The organism is Agromyces binzhouensis (assembly GCF_042672355.1).
In the GTDB taxonomy this organism is placed as follows: Bacteria; Actinomycetota; Actinomycetes; order Actinomycetales; family Microbacteriaceae; genus Agromyces; species Agromyces binzhouensis.
On record NZ_JBHXVJ010000005.1, the window covers coordinates 256,497 to 279,087 of the forward strand.

Annotated in this window: 21 protein-coding genes; 5 read left to right on the forward strand and 16 right to left on the reverse strand. The window is 70.9% G+C overall.

The annotated features are described in order from the left end of the window. Nucleotides 1–60: 60 nt before the first annotated feature. The 4 genes from ACFVHK_RS10750 to ACFVHK_RS10765 all read right to left on the reverse strand — a co-directional run bounded on the left by ACFVHK_RS10750 (nt 61) and on the right by ACFVHK_RS10765 (nt 2,925). The gene (locus tag ACFVHK_RS10750) at nt 61–639 is read right to left on the reverse strand and encodes a hypothetical protein (RefSeq protein ID WP_376928800.1); all 579 of its coding nucleotides are present in this window, start codon (nt 637–639) and stop codon (nt 61–63) included. Continuing rightward, nucleotides 636–1,589, reverse strand: coding sequence for a 16S rRNA (cytosine(1402)-N(4))-methyltransferase RsmH (gene rsmH, locus ACFVHK_RS10755; protein ID WP_376928801.1), 954 nt, complete (start codon nt 1,587–1,589; stop codon nt 636–638). The genes ACFVHK_RS10750 and rsmH overlap by 4 nt, the downstream gene beginning before the upstream one ends. Nucleotides 1,590–1,693: 104 nt before the next feature. Beyond that, nucleotides 1,694–2,125, reverse strand: coding sequence for a division/cell wall cluster transcriptional repressor MraZ (gene mraZ, locus ACFVHK_RS10760; RefSeq protein WP_154344783.1), 432 nt, complete (start codon nt 2,123–2,125; stop codon nt 1,694–1,696). 413 nt (nt 2,126–2,538) lie between these two features. Next, the gene (locus tag ACFVHK_RS10765; RefSeq protein ID WP_376928802.1) at nt 2,539–2,925 is read right to left on the reverse strand and encodes a DUF3040 domain-containing protein; all 387 of its coding nucleotides are present in this window, start codon (nt 2,923–2,925) and stop codon (nt 2,539–2,541) included. 76 nt (nt 2,926–3,001) lie between these two features. On the opposite strand from ACFVHK_RS10765, the gene ACFVHK_RS10770 reads away from it, so the two are divergent. Then, entirely contained in the window at nt 3,002–4,111 is a 1,110-nt protein-coding gene (locus ACFVHK_RS10770; protein WP_376928803.1) for a polyprenyl synthetase family protein, read from the forward strand. Between the two features lie 12 nt (nt 4,112–4,123). Here the strand turns inward: ACFVHK_RS10770 and ACFVHK_RS10775 are convergent, their stop codons facing one another. Beyond that, nucleotides 4,124–4,462, reverse strand: coding sequence for an Rv2175c family DNA-binding protein (locus ACFVHK_RS10775; protein WP_129233156.1), 339 nt, complete (start codon nt 4,460–4,462; stop codon nt 4,124–4,126). A gap of 134 nt (nt 4,463–4,596) precedes the next feature. Here ACFVHK_RS10775 and ACFVHK_RS10780 point away from each other — a divergent pair, with 134 nt between their 5' ends. Both ACFVHK_RS10780 and pknB read left to right on the forward strand, forming a co-directional pair. Next, nucleotides 4,597–5,820, forward strand: a complete 1,224-nt coding sequence (locus ACFVHK_RS10780; protein ID WP_376928804.1) for a muramidase family protein — start codon at nt 4,597–4,599, stop codon at nt 5,818–5,820. Nucleotides 5,821–5,944: 124 nt separating this feature from the next. Further along, on the forward strand, nt 5,945–7,822 hold the full coding sequence (gene pknB, locus ACFVHK_RS10785) for a Stk1 family PASTA domain-containing Ser/Thr kinase (protein ID WP_376928884.1): 1,878 nt from the start codon (nt 5,945–5,947) through the stop codon (nt 7,820–7,822). 134 nt (nt 7,823–7,956) lie between these two features. On the opposite strand, the gene ACFVHK_RS10790 is transcribed toward pknB, so the two are convergent. From ACFVHK_RS10790 to ACFVHK_RS10800, 3 genes are all read right to left on the reverse strand, one after another. Next, nucleotides 7,957–9,285, reverse strand: a complete 1,329-nt coding sequence (locus ACFVHK_RS10790; RefSeq protein WP_376928805.1) for a class II 3-deoxy-7-phosphoheptulonate synthase — start codon at nt 9,283–9,285, stop codon at nt 7,957–7,959. Between the two features lie 142 nt (nt 9,286–9,427). After that, a complete protein-coding gene (locus ACFVHK_RS10795; protein ID WP_376928806.1) occupies nt 9,428–10,123 on the reverse strand; it encodes a lysophospholipid acyltransferase family protein in 696 nt (231 codons plus the stop codon). 50 nt (nt 10,124–10,173) lie between these two features. Next, nucleotides 10,174–11,121: an ROK family glucokinase gene (locus tag ACFVHK_RS10800; protein WP_376928807.1), complete on the reverse strand. Its 948-nt coding sequence runs from the start codon at nt 11,119–11,121 to the stop codon at nt 10,174–10,176. A gap of 141 nt (nt 11,122–11,262) precedes the next feature. Between ACFVHK_RS10800 and ACFVHK_RS10805 the strand changes: the two genes are divergently transcribed. After that, nucleotides 11,263–13,098 carry an AMP-dependent synthetase/ligase gene (locus ACFVHK_RS10805; protein ID WP_376928808.1) on the forward strand — a complete coding sequence of 612 codons (1,836 nt, stop codon included), beginning with the start codon at nt 11,263–11,265 and terminating at the stop codon, nt 13,096–13,098. A gap of 104 nt (nt 13,099–13,202) precedes the next feature. Here ACFVHK_RS10805 and def read toward each other — a convergent pair whose 3' ends face one another. From def to ACFVHK_RS10820, 3 genes are read right to left on the reverse strand one after another with little or no spacing between them, the layout of a single operon-like run. Next, on the reverse strand, nt 13,203–13,694 hold the full coding sequence (gene def / locus ACFVHK_RS10810) for a peptide deformylase (RefSeq protein ID WP_129234127.1): 492 nt from the start codon (nt 13,692–13,694) through the stop codon (nt 13,203–13,205). Between the two features lie 13 nt (nt 13,695–13,707). Then, the gene (locus tag ACFVHK_RS10815; protein WP_376928809.1) at nt 13,708–15,069 is read right to left on the reverse strand and encodes a MinD/ParA family ATP-binding protein; all 1,362 of its coding nucleotides are present in this window, start codon (nt 15,067–15,069) and stop codon (nt 13,708–13,710) included. A gap of 38 nt (nt 15,070–15,107) precedes the next feature. Continuing rightward, nucleotides 15,108–18,512, reverse strand: a complete 3,405-nt coding sequence (locus ACFVHK_RS10820; RefSeq protein ID WP_376928810.1) for a pyruvate carboxylase — start codon at nt 18,510–18,512, stop codon at nt 15,108–15,110. 78 nt (nt 18,513–18,590) lie between these two features. On the opposite strand from ACFVHK_RS10820, the gene ACFVHK_RS10825 reads away from it, so the two are divergent. Next, nucleotides 18,591–19,433, forward strand: a complete 843-nt coding sequence (locus ACFVHK_RS10825) for a ParA family protein (RefSeq protein ID WP_129234129.1) — start codon at nt 18,591–18,593, stop codon at nt 19,431–19,433. A gap of 98 nt (nt 19,434–19,531) precedes the next feature. Here ACFVHK_RS10825 and ACFVHK_RS10830 read toward each other — a convergent pair whose 3' ends face one another. The 5 genes from ACFVHK_RS10830 to ACFVHK_RS10850 form a co-directional block, all read right to left on the reverse strand. Then, complete coding sequence (locus ACFVHK_RS10830) at nt 19,532–20,086, reverse strand: MerR family transcriptional regulator (RefSeq protein ID WP_376928811.1); 555 nt, start codon at nt 20,084–20,086, stop codon at nt 19,532–19,534. A gap of 109 nt (nt 20,087–20,195) precedes the next feature. Beyond that, nucleotides 20,196–20,888, reverse strand: coding sequence for a transcriptional regulator FtsR (gene ftsR, locus ACFVHK_RS10835; RefSeq protein ID WP_376928812.1), 693 nt, complete (start codon nt 20,886–20,888; stop codon nt 20,196–20,198). Next, nucleotides 20,885–21,385: an FHA domain-containing protein gene (locus ACFVHK_RS10840; RefSeq protein ID WP_376928813.1), complete on the reverse strand. Its 501-nt coding sequence runs from the start codon at nt 21,383–21,385 to the stop codon at nt 20,885–20,887. Before ACFVHK_RS10840 ends, ftsR begins: the two co-directional genes overlap by 4 nt. A gap of 17 nt (nt 21,386–21,402) precedes the next feature. Then, complete coding sequence (locus tag ACFVHK_RS10845) at nt 21,403–22,023, reverse strand: CDP-alcohol phosphatidyltransferase family protein (protein ID WP_129234342.1); 621 nt, start codon at nt 22,021–22,023, stop codon at nt 21,403–21,405. Nucleotides 22,024–22,032: 9 nt separating this feature from the next. After that, nucleotides 22,033–22,500: an NUDIX domain-containing protein gene (locus ACFVHK_RS10850; RefSeq protein ID WP_376928814.1), complete on the reverse strand. Its 468-nt coding sequence runs from the start codon at nt 22,498–22,500 to the stop codon at nt 22,033–22,035. Nucleotides 22,501–22,591: the final 91 nt, after the last annotated feature.

The following is a 22,591-nucleotide window of genomic DNA, read 5'->3' on the forward strand; positions in this document are numbered from 1 at the left end:
CGGTTCATCGGTTGGTTCGCTCCGTCCGGCGTCGGGGTGGTGGTGTGGGTCCCCGGCGGGTCAGTGGGTCGCCGGGGTGGGAAGTCCGCCCGTCAGCGCCGGCGGAGCGGCCGGCGTGCCGTCCGCGGGCGTCGCGGGCTTCCCCTCCCCGCCCTTCGCAGTCTCCCCCTCGCCGCGTTCGGTCACGAGCGGCACGCCGTCGATCAGCGCATTGGGGACGAGCGACGCGGACGAGGTCGCGGCGCCCGCAGCGGCGGTCGGGTCCCCGAGCACCGCGCCGTCGGAGAGCCGGAGGTAGACCGGGGCGGCGTTCGGGACCATGCCGAGGGCCTCGGCGTTGGCTGCGAGGAACTGCGGCGACTCGAGTCGGTCGAGGTCGTCGGAGAGCTTCTGCTGCTCTCGCTGCAGCTCCGCCTGGCGGAGGAGCTGTTCGTCCATCTCGTACGCACCCTGGGTCATCGCGATGGACAGGAGCAGCTGGACGACCGCGATCGCCCCGATCGAGGCGAGTGCGACCACGGCGTAGGCGAGCCTCGGGCGGGCACGTCGCGCGCCCGGCTCGGGAGCCGGGCGGAGCCGGGGTGCCGCGGTCGGCGCCCACCGCCTCGCGGGTCGGGTCTGGGCCGGCAGTGCGCTCACGACGGCCTCCTCACTCGTTCTGCGGCACGCAGGCGCACCGGCTTCGCACGCGGGTTCTCCGCCTGCTCGGACTCGTCGGCGAGTTCGGCACCCCGGACGAGGAGCTTGAACTGCGGGCGATGCTCCGGAAGCTCCATCGGCAGCCCGGCGGGCGCCGTGGAGCTGGATGACGCGGCGAGGACCCGCTTGACGAGGCGGTCTTCGAGCGACTGGTAGGAGAGCACGACGATCCGACCGCCCACGGCGACGAGTTCGAGCGCCGCGGGCAGTGCACGCTCGAGCACCGAGAGCTCCTCGTTGACCTCGATCCGAAGCGCCTGGAAGACGCGCTTGGCGGGGTGCCCCGCCCGCTGCACGGCAGCCGGCGTGGCGTCGTGGAGCACTTCGACGAGGCGGCCGGACCGCGTGATCGGCGCCTCGGCGCGAGCACGCACGATCGCCCGGGCGTACCGCGCCGCGAGCTTCTCCTCACCGTAGTCGCGGAAGATCCGTCGGAGCTCGTCCTCCGAGTACTCCGCGATGACGTCGGCGGCGGTCATGCCGCGCGTGGAGTCCATGCGCATGTCGAGGGGCGCGTCCTTCGCATACGCGAAGCCGCGCTCAGCGCGGTCGAGTTGCAGCGAGGAGACGCCCAGGTCGAAGAGGATCGCGTCGACCTCTGCGAAGCCCTCGCCGCGGACCGCCTCGGCGATGCCGTCGTAGACGGTGTGCACGAAGTGCGCTCGGTCGCCGAACTTCGCGAGCCGCTCCGTCGCGATCGCGATCGCATCGGTGTCCCGGTCCAGGCCGATGGCGATCGCCTTCGGGAACCGTTCGAGCACGGCCCGTGCGTGGCCTCCCATGCCGAGCGTCGCGTCGACGTACACGGCACCCTCGCGGTCGAGCGCCGGGGCCAGGAGCTCGAGCGTCCGCTCGAGCATCACCGGCGTGTGGATCCGTTCGATGTCCATGGAATCTCCCTCCTTCCGGCCCTCCGGGTCCCGATCCCCATCCGTTCGTCCTGCTGCGGGGAAGTGCAGCAGGCTCGCACGGCTGGGAGTCGGGGCCCGGGGACTCAGAAGAGCCCGGGGATCACCTCCTCCGCCGTCTCTGCGAAGGCCGCCTCCTGCTCGGCGAGGTACGTCTGCCACGCCGTCGCATCCCAGATCTCCACCCGGCTCCCCGCCCCGATGACCGTCAGGTCTCGGTCGAGCCCCGCATAGGCGCGGAGGTTCGCAGGGATGGTGACCCGATGCTGCTTGTCGGGGGTCTCCGCAGAGGCCCCGGAGAGGAAGACGCGCATGTAGTCGCGCGCCTGCTTGCTCGTGACGGGGGCTTGGCGGATCTTCTCGCTCATGTCCTCGAACTCCCGCGCGCTGAACACGTAGATGCAGCGCTCCTGACCTCGTGTGAGCACGAGGCCGTTCGACAACTCATCCCGGAACTTCGCCGGAAGAATGACGCGACCCTTCTCGTCGAGCTTCGGTTCGTAGCTTCCGAGGAACATCACGTCACCCCCATCCTCCGGCCAGGAACCAGGTGCAGTCCCCACTTTACTCCACTACCCTCCACTGAACAACGACATTCCTCCGTTTCGGCATGATTGTGCTCAGTGCAGGCCCGGATTCTCAGGCTTCTCGAAGGTGGAGGAAAGTGGATGTCCCGGGGCGGCCGGGGCGTGGAAGCACCGTGCGGCCGGCCGCGACGGGCGGTCTCCGCCTACGGCTTCCGGGCTTGGTCCCACGGCGCGGGGCCGCGTGCCCGCAGCGACGTGGTGGGAAGTGGAGGGGCTCGGCGCACCGTGGTGGAGCACCGGAAGTCGGCGCCTCGGGCGCTCCGCACGCACCGAGCGGGACGCACGAAAAACGGGCCGATCCGAGATCAGCCCGTCAGTCGGTTCCGGTCAGTCGATCACGACGATCAGTCGCGACCCTCCTGCCGACGGTCCCACCGCTCGTTGAGCCGGTCCATGAAGCCGGCCTGCGGCTTCGCCGGCTTCGCCGAGGTGCCGGCGCCGGGCAACGGCGCAGCGGCCGCGGCGCGCCGCTTCGAGGGGGTGATGGCGACCAGGACGCCGACGAACATCAGCGCGAAGCCGAGCACGCCCACGACCGTGATCTGCGAGGCGACGCCGCCGATGAGCGCGCCGGCTCCGGCGACCGCGAGCAGCACGCCGAGCACGATCGCTCGATAGTTCGGGCGCCCGCGCCCTGCTCCTCCGACGGTCGCGACGAAGTCGGCGTCGTTCTTGTAGAGGTTCCGCTCCATCTCCTCGAGAAGGCGTTGCTCCTGCTCCGAAAGCGGCATCTCATTCCCCTCAGTTCTCGGGACCGACGCTTCGTGAGGCCATTCTAGTCCTCCGCGGCCTCGCTAGGCTAGGCAGGTGGCCCCTGCTCCCCGACTCGTCGATGCGGTGAACGAACGCCTCGAGGAGTTCCTCGCCGACCGTGCATCCATTCTCCGCTCCATCAGTGACGACCTCGACCCGCTCGCCGCATTCTCGGAGCGGTTTCTCAGCGGAGGCAAGCGCTTCCGGGCGAGGTTCTGCAGCCTCGGGTTCGACGCCGTCCGCGGGAGCCGACGAGAGCACGACGCGTCCGCGACCGCGGAGCGGTACGCCGTCGTCTCGGCCTCCGCGGCGCTCGAGGTGTTCCATGCGGCGGCGCTCGTCCACGACGACCTGATCGACAACTCCGACACCCGTCGCGGCGCCCCGGCCGCCCACCGAGTGTTCGAGGCGCAGCACCGCGACGGACGCTGGGCCGGCGACGGCGAGGACTACGGGCGGGCGACCGCGATCCTGCTCGGCGACCTCCTGCTCGGGTGGAGCGACGAACTGCTCGACGAGGGGCTCGCCGCGCTTCGCGACCAGGCCGCCTCGCGCGAGACCCGGCTCGAGTTCAACCGCATGCGCACGGAGGTCACCGTCGGCCAGTACCTCGACATCCTGGAGGAACGCGCCTGGCTCACGCGACCCGAGGCCGAGCAGCGCACCCGCGCCGAGCGGGTCGTCGTCCACAAGTCGGCGAGGTACAGCATCGAGGCCCCACTCACGATCGGCGGCGCGATCGCCGGCGGTTCCGCGGGCCAGCTCGAGGCGCTTCGCGCGTTCGGTCTCCCGCTCGGCATCGCCTTCCAGCTCCGCGACGACCTCCTCGGCGTCTACGGCGACCCCGCGGTCACGGGAAAGCCGGCCGGCGACGACCTCCGCGAAGGCAAGCGCACGGTGCTCATCGCGATCGCGCGCGAGCGCCTCTCGACCGGACAGCGCAGGCTGCTCGACGAGCTCCTCGGTGATCCCGCGCTCGACGCGGAGCAGATCCGGATGCTGCAGGACACGATCCGCGACTGCGGCGCCGTCGACGAGATCGAGTCGGAGATCACGACGAACACCGATCGTGCTCTGGCAGCGCTCGGCTCGAGCGCCATGGACCGCGAGGCGGCCCGGGATCTCGCCGACCTCGCACGCGCTGTCACCCGGCGCGAGAGCTGACGCGGCGGAAGCTCAGGCGAGCGCCTGCGCGATCCGACGCACCTCGGACTTCCGCCCCGCCCGGAGCGCCGCGATCGGCGTGGTCCCGAGGCTCTCCTCCTCGGCGAGGAACCACTCGAGCGCCTCGTCGTCCGAGAATCCCGCATCGGCGAGGACGATCGCCGTTCCGTGCAGCTCCGGCAGCGGAGCATCGTCGCGGAGGAAGGACGCGGGCACCTTCAGGACACCGTCGATGCGCGCCCCGAGGAGGTGGCGGTCGTCGATGAGGCGCCGGATCCGGCCAGGGCTCTGGCCCAGCCGTTCGACCAGCTCGGGGATGGTCAGCCACTCGGTCTGTTCGACGTCGGTCACAGCACCAGCCTGCCACGACCCGGGCGTCCGTCGGAACTGCTCCGGCCCGCGCAGCGCGACTCGCGACGATGAGTTTGACTCGCCCCCGTCGCCGTGAGACCGTGACGGCATCCGCTTGCAGGCGGAGGGGGAACATGAGGCAGTACTCGGGCGACACGCCCACGGGGGGCGCAGCGGACGCCGGCGACCGGTCACCCGTGCGCCGGGGACCCGGCATCCGGCGCCTCCTCACCATCCCCGTCGCGGTCGTCGGCGCCGTCGCCGTGACCCTCGGGATCGCGCAGCCCGCCGACGCGGCGCCGCAGTCCGTGAAGCGACAGCCGAAGCCGAAGGAGACGCCTGCCACGCCGATGCTCCGTCAGGCGATGCCGGCCTCCGCCACGCTCCCGAAGGAAGTGGTCGTCTCCCAGGGCGACACGGTGAGCGCGATCGCCGAGCGCTACGGGCTCTCCACCGCCGAGGTGCTCGCCGAGAACGGCCTCAGTTGGTCGAGCCTGATCTTCCCCGGCCAGCGCCTCGCGCTGCCCGGCGGAACGCCGACCGCCGCCGCCGGGCCGGACGCGGGCATCGCGCGGCACATCGTCGCCCCGGGCGACACCGTGAGCGCGATCGCGGCCGAGTACGGACTCGACGTGGACGTGGTGCTGAGCGCCAACGGGCTCGGCAGGGCGAGCCTGATCTTCCCCGGTCAGGCCATCACGATCCCCGGGACGGGCCGTGCCGCGGCATCCCCTGACTCTTCGGACGAGCCGGCACCGACTCCGGCAGCCGGTGAGCACCACGTCGTCGTAGACGGCGACACGCTCATCGGCATCGGCGAGCGGTACGGCGTCGCACTCGATCGGCTCCTCGACCTCAACGGCCTGACCGCGGCGAGCATCATCGTCCCCGACCAGCGGATCGTCGTCCGGGCCGCCGTCGAGGCGACGAGCGTGGCAGCCCTCGACGTCCGACTCGACGACGAGATGCGGGCGAACGCGCAGGTCATCGTCGACGTCGGCCGATCGCTCGGGGTCCCCGACCGCGGCATCGTCGTGGCGCTCGCCGCGGCGGCGCAGGAATCGGGCCTCCGCAACGTCCGGCACGGCGATCGCGACTCGCTCGGGCTGTTCCAGCAGCGCCCAAGCCAGGGCTGGGGCACGCCCGAGCAGGTGCTCGACCCCGTTCGGTCCGCCACTGCCTTCTACGGCGGGCCGACGACTCCGAACGGCGGGCGGACGCCCGGGCTGCTCGACATCGCCGGCTGGGCCGACCTGTCGGTGACGGATGCCGCGCAGGCGGTGCAGCGCAGCGCCCATCCGCAGCACTACGCGAAGTGGGAGGCGTCGGCCCGCCGGTGGCTCGACGAACTGGGCTGAACGGAGGGCTCCGTCCGTTCGTCACGATGCCGTTTCGATCACGACGGTCCCGGCGTTTGTTCACGTGACGGCATATGCCGCTTCGTACACTCGTACGGTGACCACAGCACCGCCCGCGGACCCGATGATCGGTCGTCTCGTCGACGGCCGGTACCAGGTGCGCTCGCGCATCGCGCGCGGCGGCATGGCGACGGTCTACCTCGCGACCGACCTCCGCCTCGAGCGACGGGTGGCGATCAAGATCATGCACGGCCACCTGGCCGACGACAACACGTTCAAGACGCGCTTCGTGCAGGAGGCGCGTTCGGCCGCACGCCTCGCGCACCCGAACGTGGTCAACGTGTTCGACCAGGGCCAGGACGCCGACATGGCGTACCTCGTCATGGAGTACCTCCCGGGGATCACGCTGCGCGACCTCCTGAAGGACTACAAGCGGCTTACGCCCGAGCAGACGATCGACATCCTCGACGCCGTGCTGTCCGGTCTGGCCGCTGCGCACAAGGCCGGGATCGTCCACCGCGACCTCAAGCCCGAGAACGTGCTCCTCGCCGATGACGGCCGCATCAAGCTCGGGGACTTCGGGCTGGCCCGCGCCGCGAGCGCGAACACGGCGACCGGGCAGGCGCTGCTCGGGACCATCGCCTACCTCTCGCCCGAGCTGGTGACGCGCGGCGTCGCCGACGCCCGGAGCGACATCTACGCGCTCGGCATCATGGCGTACGAGATGCTGACCGGCGAACAGCCCTACGTCGGCGAGGCGCCCATGCAGATCGCATACCAGCATGCCAACGAGTCGGTGCCCGCGCCGAGCACCCGGACCCCGTCAGTTCCGCCCGAGCTCGACGCGCTCGTCCTGTGGGCCACCTCGCGCGACCCCGACCAGCGCCCGGCGGATGCCCGGATCATGCTCGACCGCCTGCGCGAGATCGAACCGGCGCTGCGTCCGGCACGACCGCACACCGCGATGCACGACACGCTCGTCATCGGCGGCGCCGGGGACGTGCCCACGGCCGAGACCAGGGTGCTCGCCCCCGGCGGAGCGGCGATCGCGACGGCGGTGGACGAGGGCGACGACGATGCGGCCGCACTCGAGCAGTCCGCGAACCGCCGCCGGAACCGGGGGTACTGGCTCCTCGCGCTCGTGCTGCTGCTGACCGGGCTCTCGGTCGGCACCGGGTGGTACTTCGGCGCCGGCCCGGGCGCGCTCGCGAGCATCCCGGACACCGCCGAGATGCTCCCCCAGAACGCGACGCAGGCGCTCGAGGAGGCCGGCTTCGCCGTCGAGCCCGCCGAGCGCAACGACCCCGTCGTGCCGGCCGGTCAGGTCATCGGCACCGACCCCCCGGCCGGCGACCTCGCGCGCCGCGGATCGACCGTGACGATGCTCGTCTCCACGGGCCCGGAGATCCTGCCCGTGCCCGACGTCGTCGGCCGGCCCGAGGACGATGCCCGCGCGCAGCTCGCCGACTTCACCGTCGCCGATGAGAGCGCGAAGCAGTTCTCGGCGGAGGTCGAGCAGGGGCTCGTCCTCGCGGTGCTCGACGCGGACGGCGCCCCCGTCGGCGCGGAGTACCCGGAGCGCGGCGCCCTGACGCTCGTCGTGTCGGTCGGTCCCGTTCCGCCCGTGGAAGGGCTCGCCGTCGGCGAGGCGCAGTCGCGGCTCGACGGCGCGGGCCTCACCGTGGAGTTCGCCGACCCGCAGTTCTCCGACGACGTCCCGGTCGACGTGGTCATCACCGCCGAATGGCTGGACGATCCCATGAACCCGGGCGACGTCGTCCGCCTCACGCTGTCGAAGGGCCCCGACCTCGTGGAGGTCCCGAACGTCGTCACGGGCCAGACCATCGCCGAGGCGCGCGCGCAGCTCGAGGAGGCAGGCTTCTCCGTGGCGTCGAACGTGCCCGGATTCCTCGAAGGCGCCGTGGTCGCGTCCGTGCAGGACCCCGCCGCCGGCGAGTCCGTCGCGCGCGGGTCCGAGGTCACCGTGAACTTCCAGCCGTAGTCGTCGATCCTGCGACGGGCTGGCCTCCGCATCGACCGGGCGCCCGAGCCCCGCTCGCATCCGACGTCCCGCACGCGGAACGGGCGGCCGCGGCATCCGTCATGCCACGAGCGCCCGTCGGCGTCGATGCGCGATCAGCGGACGGCGAGCTCCTCCGCGACGAGGAACGCGAGCTCCAGCGACTGCATGTGGTTCAGTCGCGGGTCGCAGAGCGACTCGTAGCGCGTGGCCAGCGTCTCCTCGTCGATGTGCTCCGAGCCGCCCAGGCACTCGGTCACGTCGTCGCCGGTGAGCTCGACGTGGATGCCGCCCGGGTGCGTGCCCGCGGCACGGTGCGCCTCGAAGAAGCCCGTGACCTCGTCGACGACGTCATCGAAACGGCGCGTCTTGTAGCCCGTGGGCGTCGTGATGCCGTTGCCGTGCATCGGGTCGGTGACCCACAGCGGGTTCGCGTCGGATGCCTTCATCGCCTCCAGCAGCGGGGGCAGGGCATCGCGGATCTTGCCGGCGCCCATGCGCGTGATGAACGTGAGGCGGCCGGGCTCGCGGTTCGGATCGAGCTTCTCGACGAGCTCGAGCATGACCTCCGGCGTCGTCGTGGGGCCGAGCTTCACGCCGATCGGGTTCCGCACGCGGGACAGGAAGTCGACGTGCGCACCGTCGAGTTCACGAGTGCGCTCGCCGATCCAGATGAAGTGCGCCGACGTGTTGTACGGCGTGCCGGTCCGCGAGTCGATGCGCGTCATCGGGCGCTCGTAGTCCATCAGCAGGCCCTCGTGGCCCGTGTAGAACTCGGTGCGTCGGAGCTCGTCGAAGTCGGCGCCGCAGGCGTCCATGAACTTGACCGCGCGATCGATCTCGCGGGCGAGCTTCTCGTACCGGGCGTTCGCCGGGTTCGCGGCGAAGCCCTGGTTCCACGCGTGCACCTGTCGCAGGTCGGCGAAGCCGCCCTGCGTGAACGCGCGGATCAGGTTCAGCGTCGAGGCCGCCATGTGGTAGCCCTGCAGCAGGCGCGACGGGTCGGCCGCGCGCGACTCGGGCGTGAAGTCGTAGCCGTTGACGATGTCGCCGCGGTACGCCGGCAGGGTGACGCCGCCGCGGGTCTCGGTGTCGCTCGAGCGCGGCTTGGCGAACTGGCCCGCCATCCGACCCATCTTCACGACGGGCATCGATGCGCCGTAGGTGAGTACGACGGCCATCTGCAGCACCGTCTTCACACGGTTGCGGATCTGGTCGGCGGTCGCGCCTGCGAACGTCTCGGCGCAGTCGCCGCCCTGGAGCAGGAACGCCTCGCCGCGCGACGCGGCCGCAAGGCGGTCGCGCAGCATGTCGACCTCACCGGCGAACACGAGCGGCGGCAGCGTCGCCAACTCGGCGGATGCCGCGTGGGCGGCCTCGTTGTCGGGCCAACTCGGCTGCTGCTTGATCGGGAGCGTCCGCCAATAGTCGAGGCCGGCAATCACGGAGGGATCTGCATTCACGACCGGCTCGACGAGCTGTACCACTGGACTGTCCTGAGGGGGTGCGGGCGCACGCGGCGCTGAAACGAACGGGCGCCGCACGTCGCGACGCCGTGGTCACAGCCTACCGTGGGGCGACGGCCCGTTACCTCGACGGCGTCTGTGCTGCTCGCTGCTCCCGGAGCGTGCTCGCGTAGACGTCGACGTACTCCTGGTCGCTCAGCGCGCGCAGGTCGTACACGAGCTCATCGGTGACCGAGCGGAGCACGAACCGATCGCCCTCCATGCCGTGGAACCGCGAGAAGTCGAGCGGTTCGCCGAACACGATGCCGACGCGGCGCACCTTCGGCAGCCGCGTGCCGATCGGCATGATCTCGGCGGTCCCGATCATCGCGACGGGCACCACGGGCACCCCGGCCTCGAGGACCATGCGGGCGACCCCGGTGCGCCCCCGGTAGAGCTTCCCGTCCGGGCTCCGGGTGCCCTCCGGGTAGATGCCGAGGATGCGCCCCTCGCCGAGCACCCGGAGCCCGGTGTTCAGCGAGGCCTCGGACGCCCTGCCGCCCGAGCGGTCGATGGGCAGCTGCCCCGCGGCCTGGAAGAACACGCGCGTGGCCCAGCCCTTCAGCCCCTTGCCGGTGAAGTACTCGCTCTTGGCGAGGAACACGACCGGCCTGTCGACGATGAGCGGGAGGAAGATCGAGTCGATGAAGGAGAGGTGGTTCGACGCGAGGATGACGGGGCCCTCCTTCGGCACCCGTTCGAGGCCGACGACCCACGGACGGAAGATCGAGAGGAGCAGCGGCCCCACCACGATGTGCTTCATGATCCAGTAGAACACCCTGGTCCTCCGTCTCGTCCCGCTGCCCGGCAAGCCTAGCGCCGCAGGCGTCAGGCGTGCTCCTCGACCCAGACCCGCGCGAGGTCGGCGGCGCCGACGACGCCGGCGTCGTTGACGAGCTCGGCGATCACGAAGTCGGGCTCGGGGTGGTATCCCCGCGCCGGGAGGTGCTCGAGGAACGACTCGCGGATCGGCGCCAGCAGCAGCTCCCCCGCGACGGCGACGCCGCCGCCGAACACGAAGCGCTGCGGGTCGAGGACCGCCGACAGGCTCGCCGACGCCTCGCCGAGCCAGCGGCCGAGCTGCCGCAGCGCGGCGACCGCGCCCGGGTCCTCGGCGGCGATCAGCCCGCCGACGATCGTCCCGTCGAGCGCGCCGTGCTCCTCCCGCGCCCGCGCGAGGCTCTGCCCGATCCCGCCCGCATCGGCGATCTCGTTCGCCATGCGCATGAGGGCACGACCGGACCCGTACTGCTCGAGGCATCCGTGCTGCCCGCAGCCGCAGGCCACGCCGTTCGGCACGAGCCGGATGTGGCCGAGCTCGGCGCCCGCGCCGAATCCGCCGCGGAAGAGGCGGTCGCCCGCGACGATGGCGCCGCCGACGCCGGTGCCGATCGTGAGCATGACCATGTCGCTGACCATGCGCCCCGCGCCGAACCGGAACTCCGCCCAGCCGGCGGCGTTCGCGTCGTTCTCGACCACGACGCTGCTGCCGACGCGCGCTTCGAGCTTCTCGCGGAACGGCTCGTTGCGCCAGTCGATGTTCGGCGCGTAGTACACGGTCGACTGTGCGGCATCGATGAATCCGGCCGCGGCGACGCCGACCGCGGCGACGGGCTCACCCGCTTCGAGCTCGCCGATCATCGCGACGACCGCGTCCTCCAGCGACGCGGTGTCGACGGGTGTCGGGACCCGTGCGGAGCGGACGATGCCGCCGAGCTCGTCGACCACTGCGCCGGCGATCTTCGTGCCGCCGATGTCGATGCCGATCGCGTGCACGTCGAACGCCTTTCGCCGGGGATGCGTGGGTGTGGAGCGGCCGGGCTGCTCCGCGCCGCACCGACTAGAGTGTAGTCAACCCACTGCCGTGGTCGTGCGACCCCGAACCCGTGCGACCCTCCCGGTGCCGAAGGAGCTACCGTGATCGAATTCACCACCGCGCCACTGGTCCCCGCCGACCCAGACGCGAACACCACAGACCTCTTGGTCGACCGGGTCAAGGCCACGCCCGACTCGGTGCTCTTCTCGCTGCCCACCGCCGATGGCGGTTGGAGCCCCGTGACGACGCGCGAGTTCCACGAGCAGGTCGTGCGCCTCGCGAAGGGCCTCGTCGCTGCAGGCATCCAGCCCGGCGACAAGATCGGGCTCATGAGCAAGACCCGGTACGAATGGACGCTCATCGACTTCGCCGCGTGGTTCGCGGGTGCGATCCTCGTCCCGGTCTACGAGACGAGCTCGCCTGCCCAGGTCCGCTGGAACCTGGGCGACTCCGGTGCCGTCGCGATGATCCTCGAGACCGCCGATCACTTCGCCCGGTTCGACGAGGTGCACCCCGACCTGCCGGCCATCCGCAGCGTCTGGCAGATCGACCTCGGCGACCTCGACAAGCTCGCCGCGTCGGGCTCCGACGTCCCCGACGACGAGATCGAGCGACGTCGCAACCTCGCCGTCGGATCCGACATCGCCACGCTCATCTACACGTCCGGCTCGACCGGCAAGCCGAAGGGCTGCGTGCTCACGCACGCGAACTTCGTGGAGCTGTGCCGCAACTCGGCGGTCGCGCTCGACGAGGTCGTGCTCGACCCGAACGGCGCATCGACGCTCCTGTTCATCACGACGGCGCACATCTTCGCGCGGTTCATCTCGGTGCTCTGCGTGCACGCTGGCGTGCGGGTCGGACACCAGCCCGACACCAAGCAGCTCCTGCCGTCGCTCGGCAGCTTCAAGCCGACCTTCCTCCTCGCGGTGCCGCGCGTGTTCGAGAAGGTCTACAACGTCTCGGAGCAGAAGGCCGAGGCCGGCGGCAAGGGCAAGATCTTCCACGCCGCGGCCGAGACCGCCGTCGCGTACTCCACGGCGCAGGAGGCCGGCGGGAAGATCCCGCTCGGCCTCAGGCTCAAGTTCGCGCTGTTCGATCGCCTCGTGTACTCCAAGCTCCGCGCGGCGATGGGCGGCAACGTCAAGTACGCCGTCTCGGGCTCCGCACCGCTCGGCCCTCGACTCGGCCACTTCTACCACGCGCTCGGCATCACGATCCTCGAGGGCTACGGCCTCACCGAGACGACCGCGCCGGCGACCGTGAACCTCGCCCACAGGTCCAAGATCGGCACCGTCGGCCCGGCGCTCCCGGGCGTCTCGGTGCGGCTCGAAGACGACGGCGAGATCCAGGTCAAGGGCATCAACGTCTTCAAGGAGTACTGGAAGAACCCCGAGGCCACGGCGGCGACCTTCGACGGCGAGTGGTTCAAGACCGGCGACATCGGCGCGTTCGACTCCGACGGCTTCCTCACGATCACCGGACGGAAGAAGGAGATCATCGTCACGGCCGGCGGCAAGAACGTCGCCCCAGCCGCGCTCGAGGACCCGATCCGTGCGAACCCGCTCGTCGGGCAGGTCGTCGTCGTCGGCGACCAGAAGCCGTTCATCTCGGCGCTCATCACGCTCGACCCCGAGATGCTTCCGGTGTGGCTGAACAACCACGGCGAGGACGCCGGGATGAGCGTCGACGAGGCGGCGAAGAGCCCCGTGGTCCTCGCCGAGGTGCAGCGTGCGATCGACGCCGCGAACGAGAACGTCTCGCGCGCCGAGTCCATCCGCAAGTTCGTCATCCTCCCGATCGAGTTCACGGAGGACAGCGGCCACCTCACGCCGAAGATGAGCATCAAGCGCAACGTCATCCTCGACGACTTCTCATCCGAGATCGAAGGCCTCTACTCGGGCGCACCGGCGACCGAGGGCCACTCGATCATCAGCTGAGACGTTCGACGGACGACGGATGCCCCGCGGCGCGCGCCTGCGGGGCATCCGTCGTCTGCGCGCCTCGCCGCCATGGCACGGCTCGCGCCGGAGAGCGCGAGCCGTCAGAACCAGTCTGATTCGCGCACGGCGCGCATCGCCGCACGCCGCTCGTCCTTCTCGAGGCGATCGAGGTAGAGCACGCCGTCGAGATGGTCGGTCTCGTGCTGCAGTGCCTGTGCCATGAGCCCCTCGCCGGCGAGCTCGATCTCGTTTCCGTCGAGGTCGATCCCGCGCACGCGGGCGAACGGATGCCGCGGTGTCTTGTGCCAGAGCCCCGGAACCGACAGGCACCCCTCATCGACGAGCTCGGGGTCCCCGGTGACCTCGATGAGCACCGGGTTGATGATGTAGCCCACCTCGCCGTCCACGTTGTAGCTGAACACGCGGAGGTTCACGCCGATCTGGGGCGCGGCGACACCTGCGCGCCCTGGCAGGCGCACGCTGTCGACGAGATCCTCGACGAGCGAACGGACGCGGTCGTCGACGAGGTCGACGGGGCTCGAGACGGTCTTCAGGACAGGGTCGCCGAACAGGCGAATGGGACGTTCCGGCAATGGTGCTCCGTGTTCAGTGCCCGCGTTCGACGGGCAGGCCTTCCACCACGAGGGCGGCGAGTTCGCGGGCCGAGTGCTGGGTCACCGGACGCAGGTCGCTCCAGTTCACCACCGACCCCGCTGCGAGCTGCGGATCGTACGGGATCCGCACGATCTCGCGCACGCGAGACTGGAAGTGGGCCTCGATCTCGTCGACCTTGACGAGGTGCGTGCCCTGGGTGGCCAGGTTGATCGCGACGACGGCGTTGCGGACCAGTTCGCCGTACCCGTTCGCCTCGAGCCAGGTGAGGGTCTCGCTCGCGAGTCGCGCCTCGTCGACGCTGCCGCCCGAGACGATCACGATCGAGTCCGCCCGCTGCAACGTCGCCCGCATCACGGAGTGGACGATCCCGGTGCCGCAGTCGGTCAGCACGAGCGAGTAGTAGCGCGCCGCGAGTCCGGCGACCACGTTGTAGTCGTTGTCGTCGAACGCCTCGGACAACGTCGGATCGGTGTCGGACGCGAGGATGTCCAGGCGCGTCTCGTCGCGCGAGACGAACCGCGAGAAGTCCGTGTACCCGCCGATCGACGACGCCTTCGCGACCACGTCGCGCACCGTCTCACGTGTCTGCCGGTCGACGCGTTCGGCGAGCGTGCCCCGATCGGGATTGGCATCGATCGCGATGATCCGGTCGTCGCGCGCGTCGGCCAGGGCCATGCCGAGCAGGGTCGTCACGGTCGTCTTGCCGACGCCGCCCTTGCGGGTCAGCACGGGAACGAAGCGGGCCCCGCCCTCGAACCGGCGACGGATGCGCTCGCTCATCTCGCGATGGGCCCGGACCTTGGCCGAGTCCCCGAGGTTGACCAAGTGGAAGGTCGCCTCGTAGAGGAAGCGGTTCATGCCGCCCTGCGGAGCCGGTCGCGTCGTGCGATTGACATCGATCAGGCGATCCGCGGTGAGCGACTCGGCGGTCTCGGGCACCTCGGCCGGCGCGACCGCCGTCTCGCCGTCCGCCACGATCGCGACGTGGGAACCGGTGTCGGTCGTCACGCGCTCGCGCCGCAGGCGGGCGCCGTCGGCGGCGAGGAGGGCGCCGTACGGCGACGGATCGTGTCGCGCGGCGGACCGGTACCCTGCACCGGCCAGCGCGGGCACCACGTCGACGGACGTCGTCCCCGTCGTCACGGCGGTCAGGTCGCCCGGGTCGACGGCCACATCGTCGATCGCCACGGCCACCTCGTCATCCGGCATGACCCGCGCGGGAGCCGGCGGGAGGTCGACGCGGACGTCGACGTCGTCGGCGGCGTGCGCACCGCCCGACCGCGCGCGGTCGGCGGTGGTGCGGGAAACCGGGCGGCGACCGCCGCGGTCCGGATCGTCCTCGTGCTCTGCCACCGATTTCCCCTCCTCATCAGTGCGGAACAGTCCCGAGTCTAACCCGGGCGTACGACGACGAGCAGATCACCCGCCTCCACCTGCTGGGTCTTCGGGATGGCGACCCGCTCGAGGACGCCGGCCACAGGCGACGTGATCGCGGCCTCCATCTTCATCGCCTCGATGGATGCCACGGCCTGGCCGACCTCGATCTCGGCGCCCGCTTCGACCTGCAGCGTCACCACGCCGGAGAAGGGCGCCGCGATGTGCCCGGGCTGCGAGGCATCCGCCTTCTCAGCGGCCCTGGACTCGACGGTGATGCTGCGGTCGCGGACGAAGACCGGCCGGAGCTGGCCGTTCAGGATCGTCATGACGGTGCGCATGCCCTTGTCGTCGGCCTCGCCGATCGCCTCGAGTCCCGCGTAGAGCCGGACGCCCCGGTCGATCTCGACGACGTGCTCGGACCCCGGGCGCAGTCCGTACAGGTAGTCCGCGGTGTCGACGACCGACAGGTCGCCGAACAGCTCGCGGATCTGCTCGAACTGGCGCGTCGGCGCCGGGAACAGCAACGAATTGAGGAGCGCCTGGCGCTCCACGCCGGGCTCGGCGAGCCCGCGGCGCTCGGCGTGCGTGAGCTCCGTGACTCCGACGCGCACGTCGCGACCCGCGAGCACCTTCGTGCGGAACGGCTCGGGCCATCCGCCCGGCAGGTCGCCGAGCTCGCCGGCCATGAAGCCGATGACCGAGTCGGGCACGTCGTACTTCTCGGGGTTGGCCTCGAAGTCCGCAGGATCGGCCTTGACCGCCGCGAGGTGCAGCGCCAGGTCGCCCACGACCTTGGAGGACGGCGTCACCTTCGGCACCCGCCCGAGGATCCGGTTCGCGGCAGCGTACATGTCCTCGATGAGCTCGAAGTCGTCCGCGAGACCCAGGGCGATCGCCTGCTGCCGCAGGTTCGACAGCTGGCCGCCGGGGATCTCGTGGTGGTAGACCCGGCCCGTCGGTCCGGGAAGGCCCGACTCGAACGGGCGGTAGATCCGCCGGACCGCCTCCCAGTACGGCTCGAGGTCGGAGACGGCCTCGAGCGGGATGCCCGTGTCGCGCTCGGTGTGCGCGAGGGCCGCGACCAGTGCGGAGGCCGACGGCTGGCTCGTGGTGCCCGCCATGGGCGCACTGGCGACGTCGACCGCGTCGACGCCGGCACGGCTGGCGGCGAGCAGCGTCGCGAGCTGGCCGCCCGCGGTGTCGTGCGTGTGCAGGTGCACGGGCAGGTCGAATCGCTCGCGGAGTGCCGCGACGAGCTTCTCGGCCGCGGTCGGGCGGAGCAGCCCCGCCATGTCCTTGATCGCGAGGACGTGGGCGCCGGCCGCGACGATGTCGTCGGCGAGTCGCAGGTAGTAGTCGAGCGTGTAGAGGTCCTCGTTCGGGTCGAGCAGGTCGCCGGTGTAGCAGAGCGCGACCTCAGCGATCGGCGTGCCGGCCGCGAGGACCGCCTCGATCGCCGGCCGCATCTGGGCGACGTCGTTCAGCGCGTCGAAGATGCGGAAGATGTCGACGCCGGTCGTCGCCGCCTCCTGGACGAACGCGTCCGTGACCTCCGTCGGATACGGCGTGTAGCCCACGGTGTTCCGCCCGCGCAGGAGCATCTGGATGTTGATGTTGGGCAGCGCCTCGCGGAGCGACGCGAGTCGCTCCCACGGGTCCTCGCCGAGGAAGCGCAGCGCGACGTCGTACGTGGCGCCGCCCCAGGCTTCGACCGAGAGCAGCTGCGGGGTCATGCGCGAGACGTACGGCGCGACTGCGACGAGGTCCTTCGTGCGCACGCGCGTCGCGAGGAGCGACTGGTGGGCGTCGCGGAACGTGGTCTCGGTGACCGCAAGCGGCGTCTGGGCCCGGAGCGCCGCCGCGAACCCGGTCGGCCCGAGCTCGAGCAGTCGCTGGCGCGACCCGGCGGGAGCGGGGGCGGTGAGGTCGATCTCGGGAAGCTTCTCCGCGGGTGCCACCGTCGTCGGCGCCGGACCGTTCGGCTGGTTCACGGTGACGTCGGCCAGCCAGTTCAGGATCTTCGTTCCGCGGTCCTTCGAGACGCGGCCGCGGACCAGCTGCGGCCGCTCGTCGATGAACGACGTGCTGAGGTCGCCGACCATGAACTGCGGGTCGTCCATGACCGCCTGGAGGAACGGGATGTTCGTGGACACTCCCCGGATGCGGAACTCGGCGAGGGCGCGCTTGGTGCGCGTGACCGCCTGCTGGTAGTCGCGTCCGCGGCAGATGAGCTTCGCCAGCATCGAATCGAAGTGGGGGCTGATCTGCGCGCCCGGGTTGACCGTGCCGCCGTCGAGCCGGATGCCCGCGCCGCCGGGCGAGCGGTAGGTGGTGATCTTCCCCGTGTCGGGGCGGAAGTTGGCGGTCGGGTCCTCGGTGGTGATGCGGCACTGCAGCGCCGCGCCGCGCAGGTGGATGCGGTCCTGCGTCAGGCCGAGGTCCTCCAGGGTCTCCCCCGCGGCGATCCGCATCTGCGCGACCACGAGGTCGACGTCCGTGACCTCCTCGGTCACGGTGTGCTCGACCTGGATGCGGGGGTTCATCTCGATGAAGACGTGCTCGCCGGCGCGCTCGCCCGCGGTGTCGAGGAGGAACTCGACCGTGCCGGCGTTGGCGTACCCGATGGACTTCGCGAACGCGACCGCGTCCCGGTAGAGCGCCTGGCGGATGTCGTCGGAGAGGTTCGGCGCCGGAGCGATCTCGACGACCTTCTGGTGGCGACGCTGGACCGAGCAGTCGCGCTCGAAGAGGTGCACGGTCTCGCCCGTGCCGTCCGCCAGCACCTGCACCTCGATGTGCCGCGGCCGCAGGACGGCCTGCTCGAGGAACATCGTCGGGTCGCCGAACGCGCTGTCGGCCTCGCGCATCGCCTCCTCGAGGGAGCGGCGCAGGTCCTCCCTGCGGTCGACGCGGCGCATGCCGCGGCCGCCGCCGCCCGCGACGGCCTTGGCGAAGATCGGGAATCCGATCTCGTCGGCCTGCGCGAGGAGCGCCTCGACGTCGGTCGAGGGCTCGGTCGACTTCAGCACGGGCACGCCTGCGGCGATCGCCTGCTGCTTCGCGGTGACCTTGTTGCCCGCCATCTCGAGCACCCGCGTCGGCGGGCCGATGAAGGTGATGCCGGCGTCGGCCGCGGCCTGGGCCAGCTCGGGGTTCTCGGAGAGGAAGCCGTAGCCCGGGTAGATCGCGTCCGCACCCGATTCCTTCGCGACGCGGATGATCTCCGACACGTCGAGGTACGCGCGCACCGGATGTCCCTGCTCGCCGATCTGGTACGCCTCGTCCGCCTTCAGCCGGTGGAGCGAGTTGCGGTCCTCGTAGGGGAAGACCGCGACGGTCTTCGCACCGAGCTCGACGGCGGCTCGGAACGCGCGAATGGCGATCTCACCGCGATTGGCGACCAGGATCTTCGAGAACATGCAGGCCTTTCCGATGGGGGTCTTCCGCACAGCGAACATTTAGGTATCGCTCTGCGAGTAACGGTAACGTATTCGCTCGTGCACGTTCTCTCGGTCAGTTCCCTGAAGGGCGGGGTCGGAAAGACCACCGTCACCCTCGGGCTGGCGTCGGCTGCCTTCGCGCGAGGCGTGCGAACTCTGGTGGTCGACCTGGACCCGCAGTCCGACGTCTCCACCGGCATGGACATCCAGGTGTCGGGCCATCTCAACGTCGCCGACGTCCTCGCATCGCCGAAGGAGAAGATCGTCCGATCGGCGATCGCTCCCAGTGGATGGACGAGGTCGAATCCCCAGTCGACCATCGACGTCATGATCGGGAGCCCGTCCGCCATCAACTACGACGGTCCGCACCCGTCGATCCGCGACATCTGGAAGCTCGAGGAGGCGCTCGCCAACGTCGAGTCCGACTACGAGCTGGTCCTCATCGACTGCGCTCCCTCGTTGAACGCTCTGACGCGCACCGCGTGGGCCGCGAGCGACCGGGTCGCGGTGGTGACCGAGCCCGGCCTGTTCTCCGTCGCGGCCGCCGACCGCGCGCTCCGAGCCATCGAGGAGATCCGACGAGGGCTCTCGCCGCGCCTGCAGCCGCTCGGCATCATCGTGAACCGTGCACGCGTGCAGTCGCTCGAGCACCAGTTCCGCATCAAGGAGCTGCGCGACATGTTCGGCCCACTCGTGCTCAGCCCGCAGCTTCCGGAGCGCACGTCCCTCCAGCAGGCGCAGGGCGCGGCGAAGCCGCTGCACATGTGGCCGGGCGAGAGCGCCGAGGAGATGTCGAACCACTTCGACCAGCTGCTCGAGCGCGTGCTGCGCGCCGCGCGGATCGGCGACTACGGCCAGGCGGGCGCCCCGCACATGGAACTCGACGCGCCGAAGCGCTGATCGACGCCGACGACGTCACACGGCGTCATCCGACGCCCGCACGCCGTTCTCGCGGCGCGCTCGCGTCGCTCATCGGTCGGGTACGACCCGGTGCGTGGTCAGGAGATCCTGCGTGACGCGCGGGCGCGCCGCGCGGCCAGCTCGTCGACGTGATCGACCGGTTGGGTGTCGAGCTCGACGAGCGTGGACTCGACCTCGCGGAGGACCTTGCCCACGGCGATGCCGAAGACGCCCTGCCCACGGTTCACGAGGTCGATGACCTCGTCGTCGGAGGTGCACAGGTACACGCTCGCACCGTCGCTCATGAGCGTCGTCTGGGCGAGGTCGTCGATCCCCGCCTCACGGAGCTGGGTCACGGCGACGCGGATCTGCTGGAGGGAGATGCCCGTGTCGAGCAGTCGCTTCACGAGCTTCAGGACGAGGATGTCGCGGAATCCGTACAGCCGCTGCGAGCCCGAGCCCGCAGCGCCGCGGACGGTGGGCTCCACGAGCTGGGTGCGGGCCCAGTAGTCGAGCTGACGGTAGCTGATGCCCGCGGCCCGAGCGGCGACCGCGCCGCGGTATCCGGTGCCGTCGTCGTGCTCCGGCAGGCCGTCGGTGAAGAGCAGTCCGAGGTCGTAGCGTGATCGTTCGCTCCGATCGAGCTCGCTCATCCGTCGCCCCTCTACTCTCGTCGTCGCCGCAGCGGCGCGCACCCAACGCTACCCACGCCGACCACCGGAGTCGAGGACATCGGGCCGAACGTCACGGCGTGTCGCCGAGTCAGTGCGTGCGACGGTCGAGGACGTCGCGGAGCACCGCGGCGTGCACGACCGCGAGCCGGTCGCCGAGTTCCCGGGCGCGTTCCGCGCTCCGCGCACGGCCGGCCGGGTCGGGGCGACGCTCCGGGGCGATCGCCTGCTCGACGAGCTCGGCCTGCCGCTCCGCGGCTGCGCGGAGCCCGCGCAGGTGACGCGGCTCGATCCCACTCGCGCGCAGTGCCGCCAACGCCGTGAGCAGGTCCCTCGCCTCCGGGCCGTACACCTCGGCGGGTCGGATGAGCGATGCGCTGACGGCCTCGTCGAGGAGAGCCGCGCCGGCGCCGGCCTCGCGAAGCAGTTCCTCCCGGGAGTACCGGCCCGCCGTCGCCCGGAACGCCGATGCGTCGACGACGCCCGGGAGCGCGGGAGTGCGACCGGCATCGATCTCGTCGAGGTGCGCGCGGATCACCTTCAGGGGAAGGTAGTGGTCCCGCTGCATCGCGAGCACGACGGTGATCCGCTCGATGTCCGCGGGTGAGAACTTACGGTACCCCGCCGCCGTCCTGGCGGGGGTGACGAGGCCCTGTTCCTCGAGGAAGCGCAACTTGGACGGGGTCAGTTCCGGGAACTCCGGCTGGAGCTTCGCCAGGACCTGGCCGATGCCGAGCAGCTGTGGGGCGTGAGCCGGACGCCGCGCCGCGGCGCCCTCGCTCACCCGGTGCCCGTCGGCGCGAGGTCGTGTCGCGAAGCGTAGAACGTGAGGCGGTACTTGCCGATCTGCACCTCGGCGCCGTCGCTGAGCAACGCCGTCTCGATCCGGATGCCGTCGAAGTAGGTGCCGTTGAGCGAATTCAGGTCGCGGACCTCGAAGGCCGTGCCGTGACGGACGAACTCGGCGTGCTTCCGCGAGACCGTGACGTCATCGAGGAAGATGTCGGCGTCCGGGTGCCGGCCGACCGAGGTGACCTCGGTGTCGAGGAGGAATCGGGCGCCGACGTTCGGCCCACGGCGGACGATGAGCAGCGCCGAGGCAGAGGGCAGCGCCGCGATGGCCTCCTGCTCGGCCGCGCTCACGTCGGCGTCGAGGGCGCTCAACTGCGCCGCAGCCTCGCGGCTGAACCCCATCGTGGTGTCGTTCGGCTGGCCGACGCTATGCGCCGATGTCTCAGCCGACGGCTCACGCTCCTCGCCGTTCGCGCCGGTCTGGGTCATGTCGGAATCCGCCACCGCTAACCTCCCGGCTCAAGCGTATCGGATGCCGGTGCCCCGGACACCCGCGTCTCGCGGACGACACGCGCGGTCTCGATCGCGTAGATGACGCCCGCCCACCAGTACAGGAACGCGCCCCAGATCGTGACCGCCCACCCGAACGGCTCGCTGACCGGCTGCAGGACGGGGAACGCGAGCCCGAGCATGATGATCGGAAGCCCGGTGAAGAGGGCGAACGTGGCCGCCTTGCCGAGCTGGTGGACGGGGAGCGGGCCGTAGCCGTGGTTCGCGAGCACGACCCCCAGGACCACGAGGAACAGGTCTCGCGCGACGATGACGACGACGATCCACCACGGCACGAGGTCGTTCGCCGCCAGGCCGATGAGCGCGGCGAAGATGTAGAGGCGGTCGGCGGCGGGATCGAGCAGCTGTCCCAGCCGCGTCACCTGGCCGAGCCGTCGCGCGAGGTACCCGTCGAGCAGGTCGGTGAAGCTCGCCACGATGAGCACCACGAGCGCCGGGACGTACTCGCCGAGCACGACGAGGACGAGGAAGACGGGCACGAGCAGCAGCCTGAGCATGCTCAGGATGTTGGGCAGCGTCCAGATCCGATCCGACACCCCCGTGCTCTTCTCGGCCACGTTCCGATCCTAGCGAGCGGTGGGGTCGCGAAGCCGGGCGCGCAACGCCGGCCAGGCCTCGGCGAACCGCGGATGCAGCGGCAGCGCGTCGACCGCGAGGATCGGCGTCCAGCGCAGGGCGATGCTCTCCGGGTCGGCCAGGCGCGGCTCGAACCGCCGGGCCGCGTCCGCCACGACCGTGGTGTAGGACCAGAAGCCGAGGTCGAGGACGCTCTCGAACCGCTCGGTGACGACGCCCGGCGGCATCCCGGTCTCCTCGGTCGCCTCGCGCACGGCGGCATCGAGCGCGGACTCACCGCGGTGGCGCGCACCGCCGGGTATCCCCCAGGTGCCGCCGAAATGGCTCCAGGCCGCCCGGTGCTGCAGCAGCACCGAGCCTCCCGGCTCGAGCAGCAGCAGGCCTGCGGCGCCGTATCGACCCCAGTACCGGGCGCCGCCGGGACCCTCCGCCCAGCCGTCCCCGCTCTCGCCCGTCACCTGTCCAGCATGACGCACGATGCCCCGCGCGCGACATCCGTCGACCGTGGGGATGACGCCGGTCCAACTTTCGGTTGTTCCGCAGGACTCG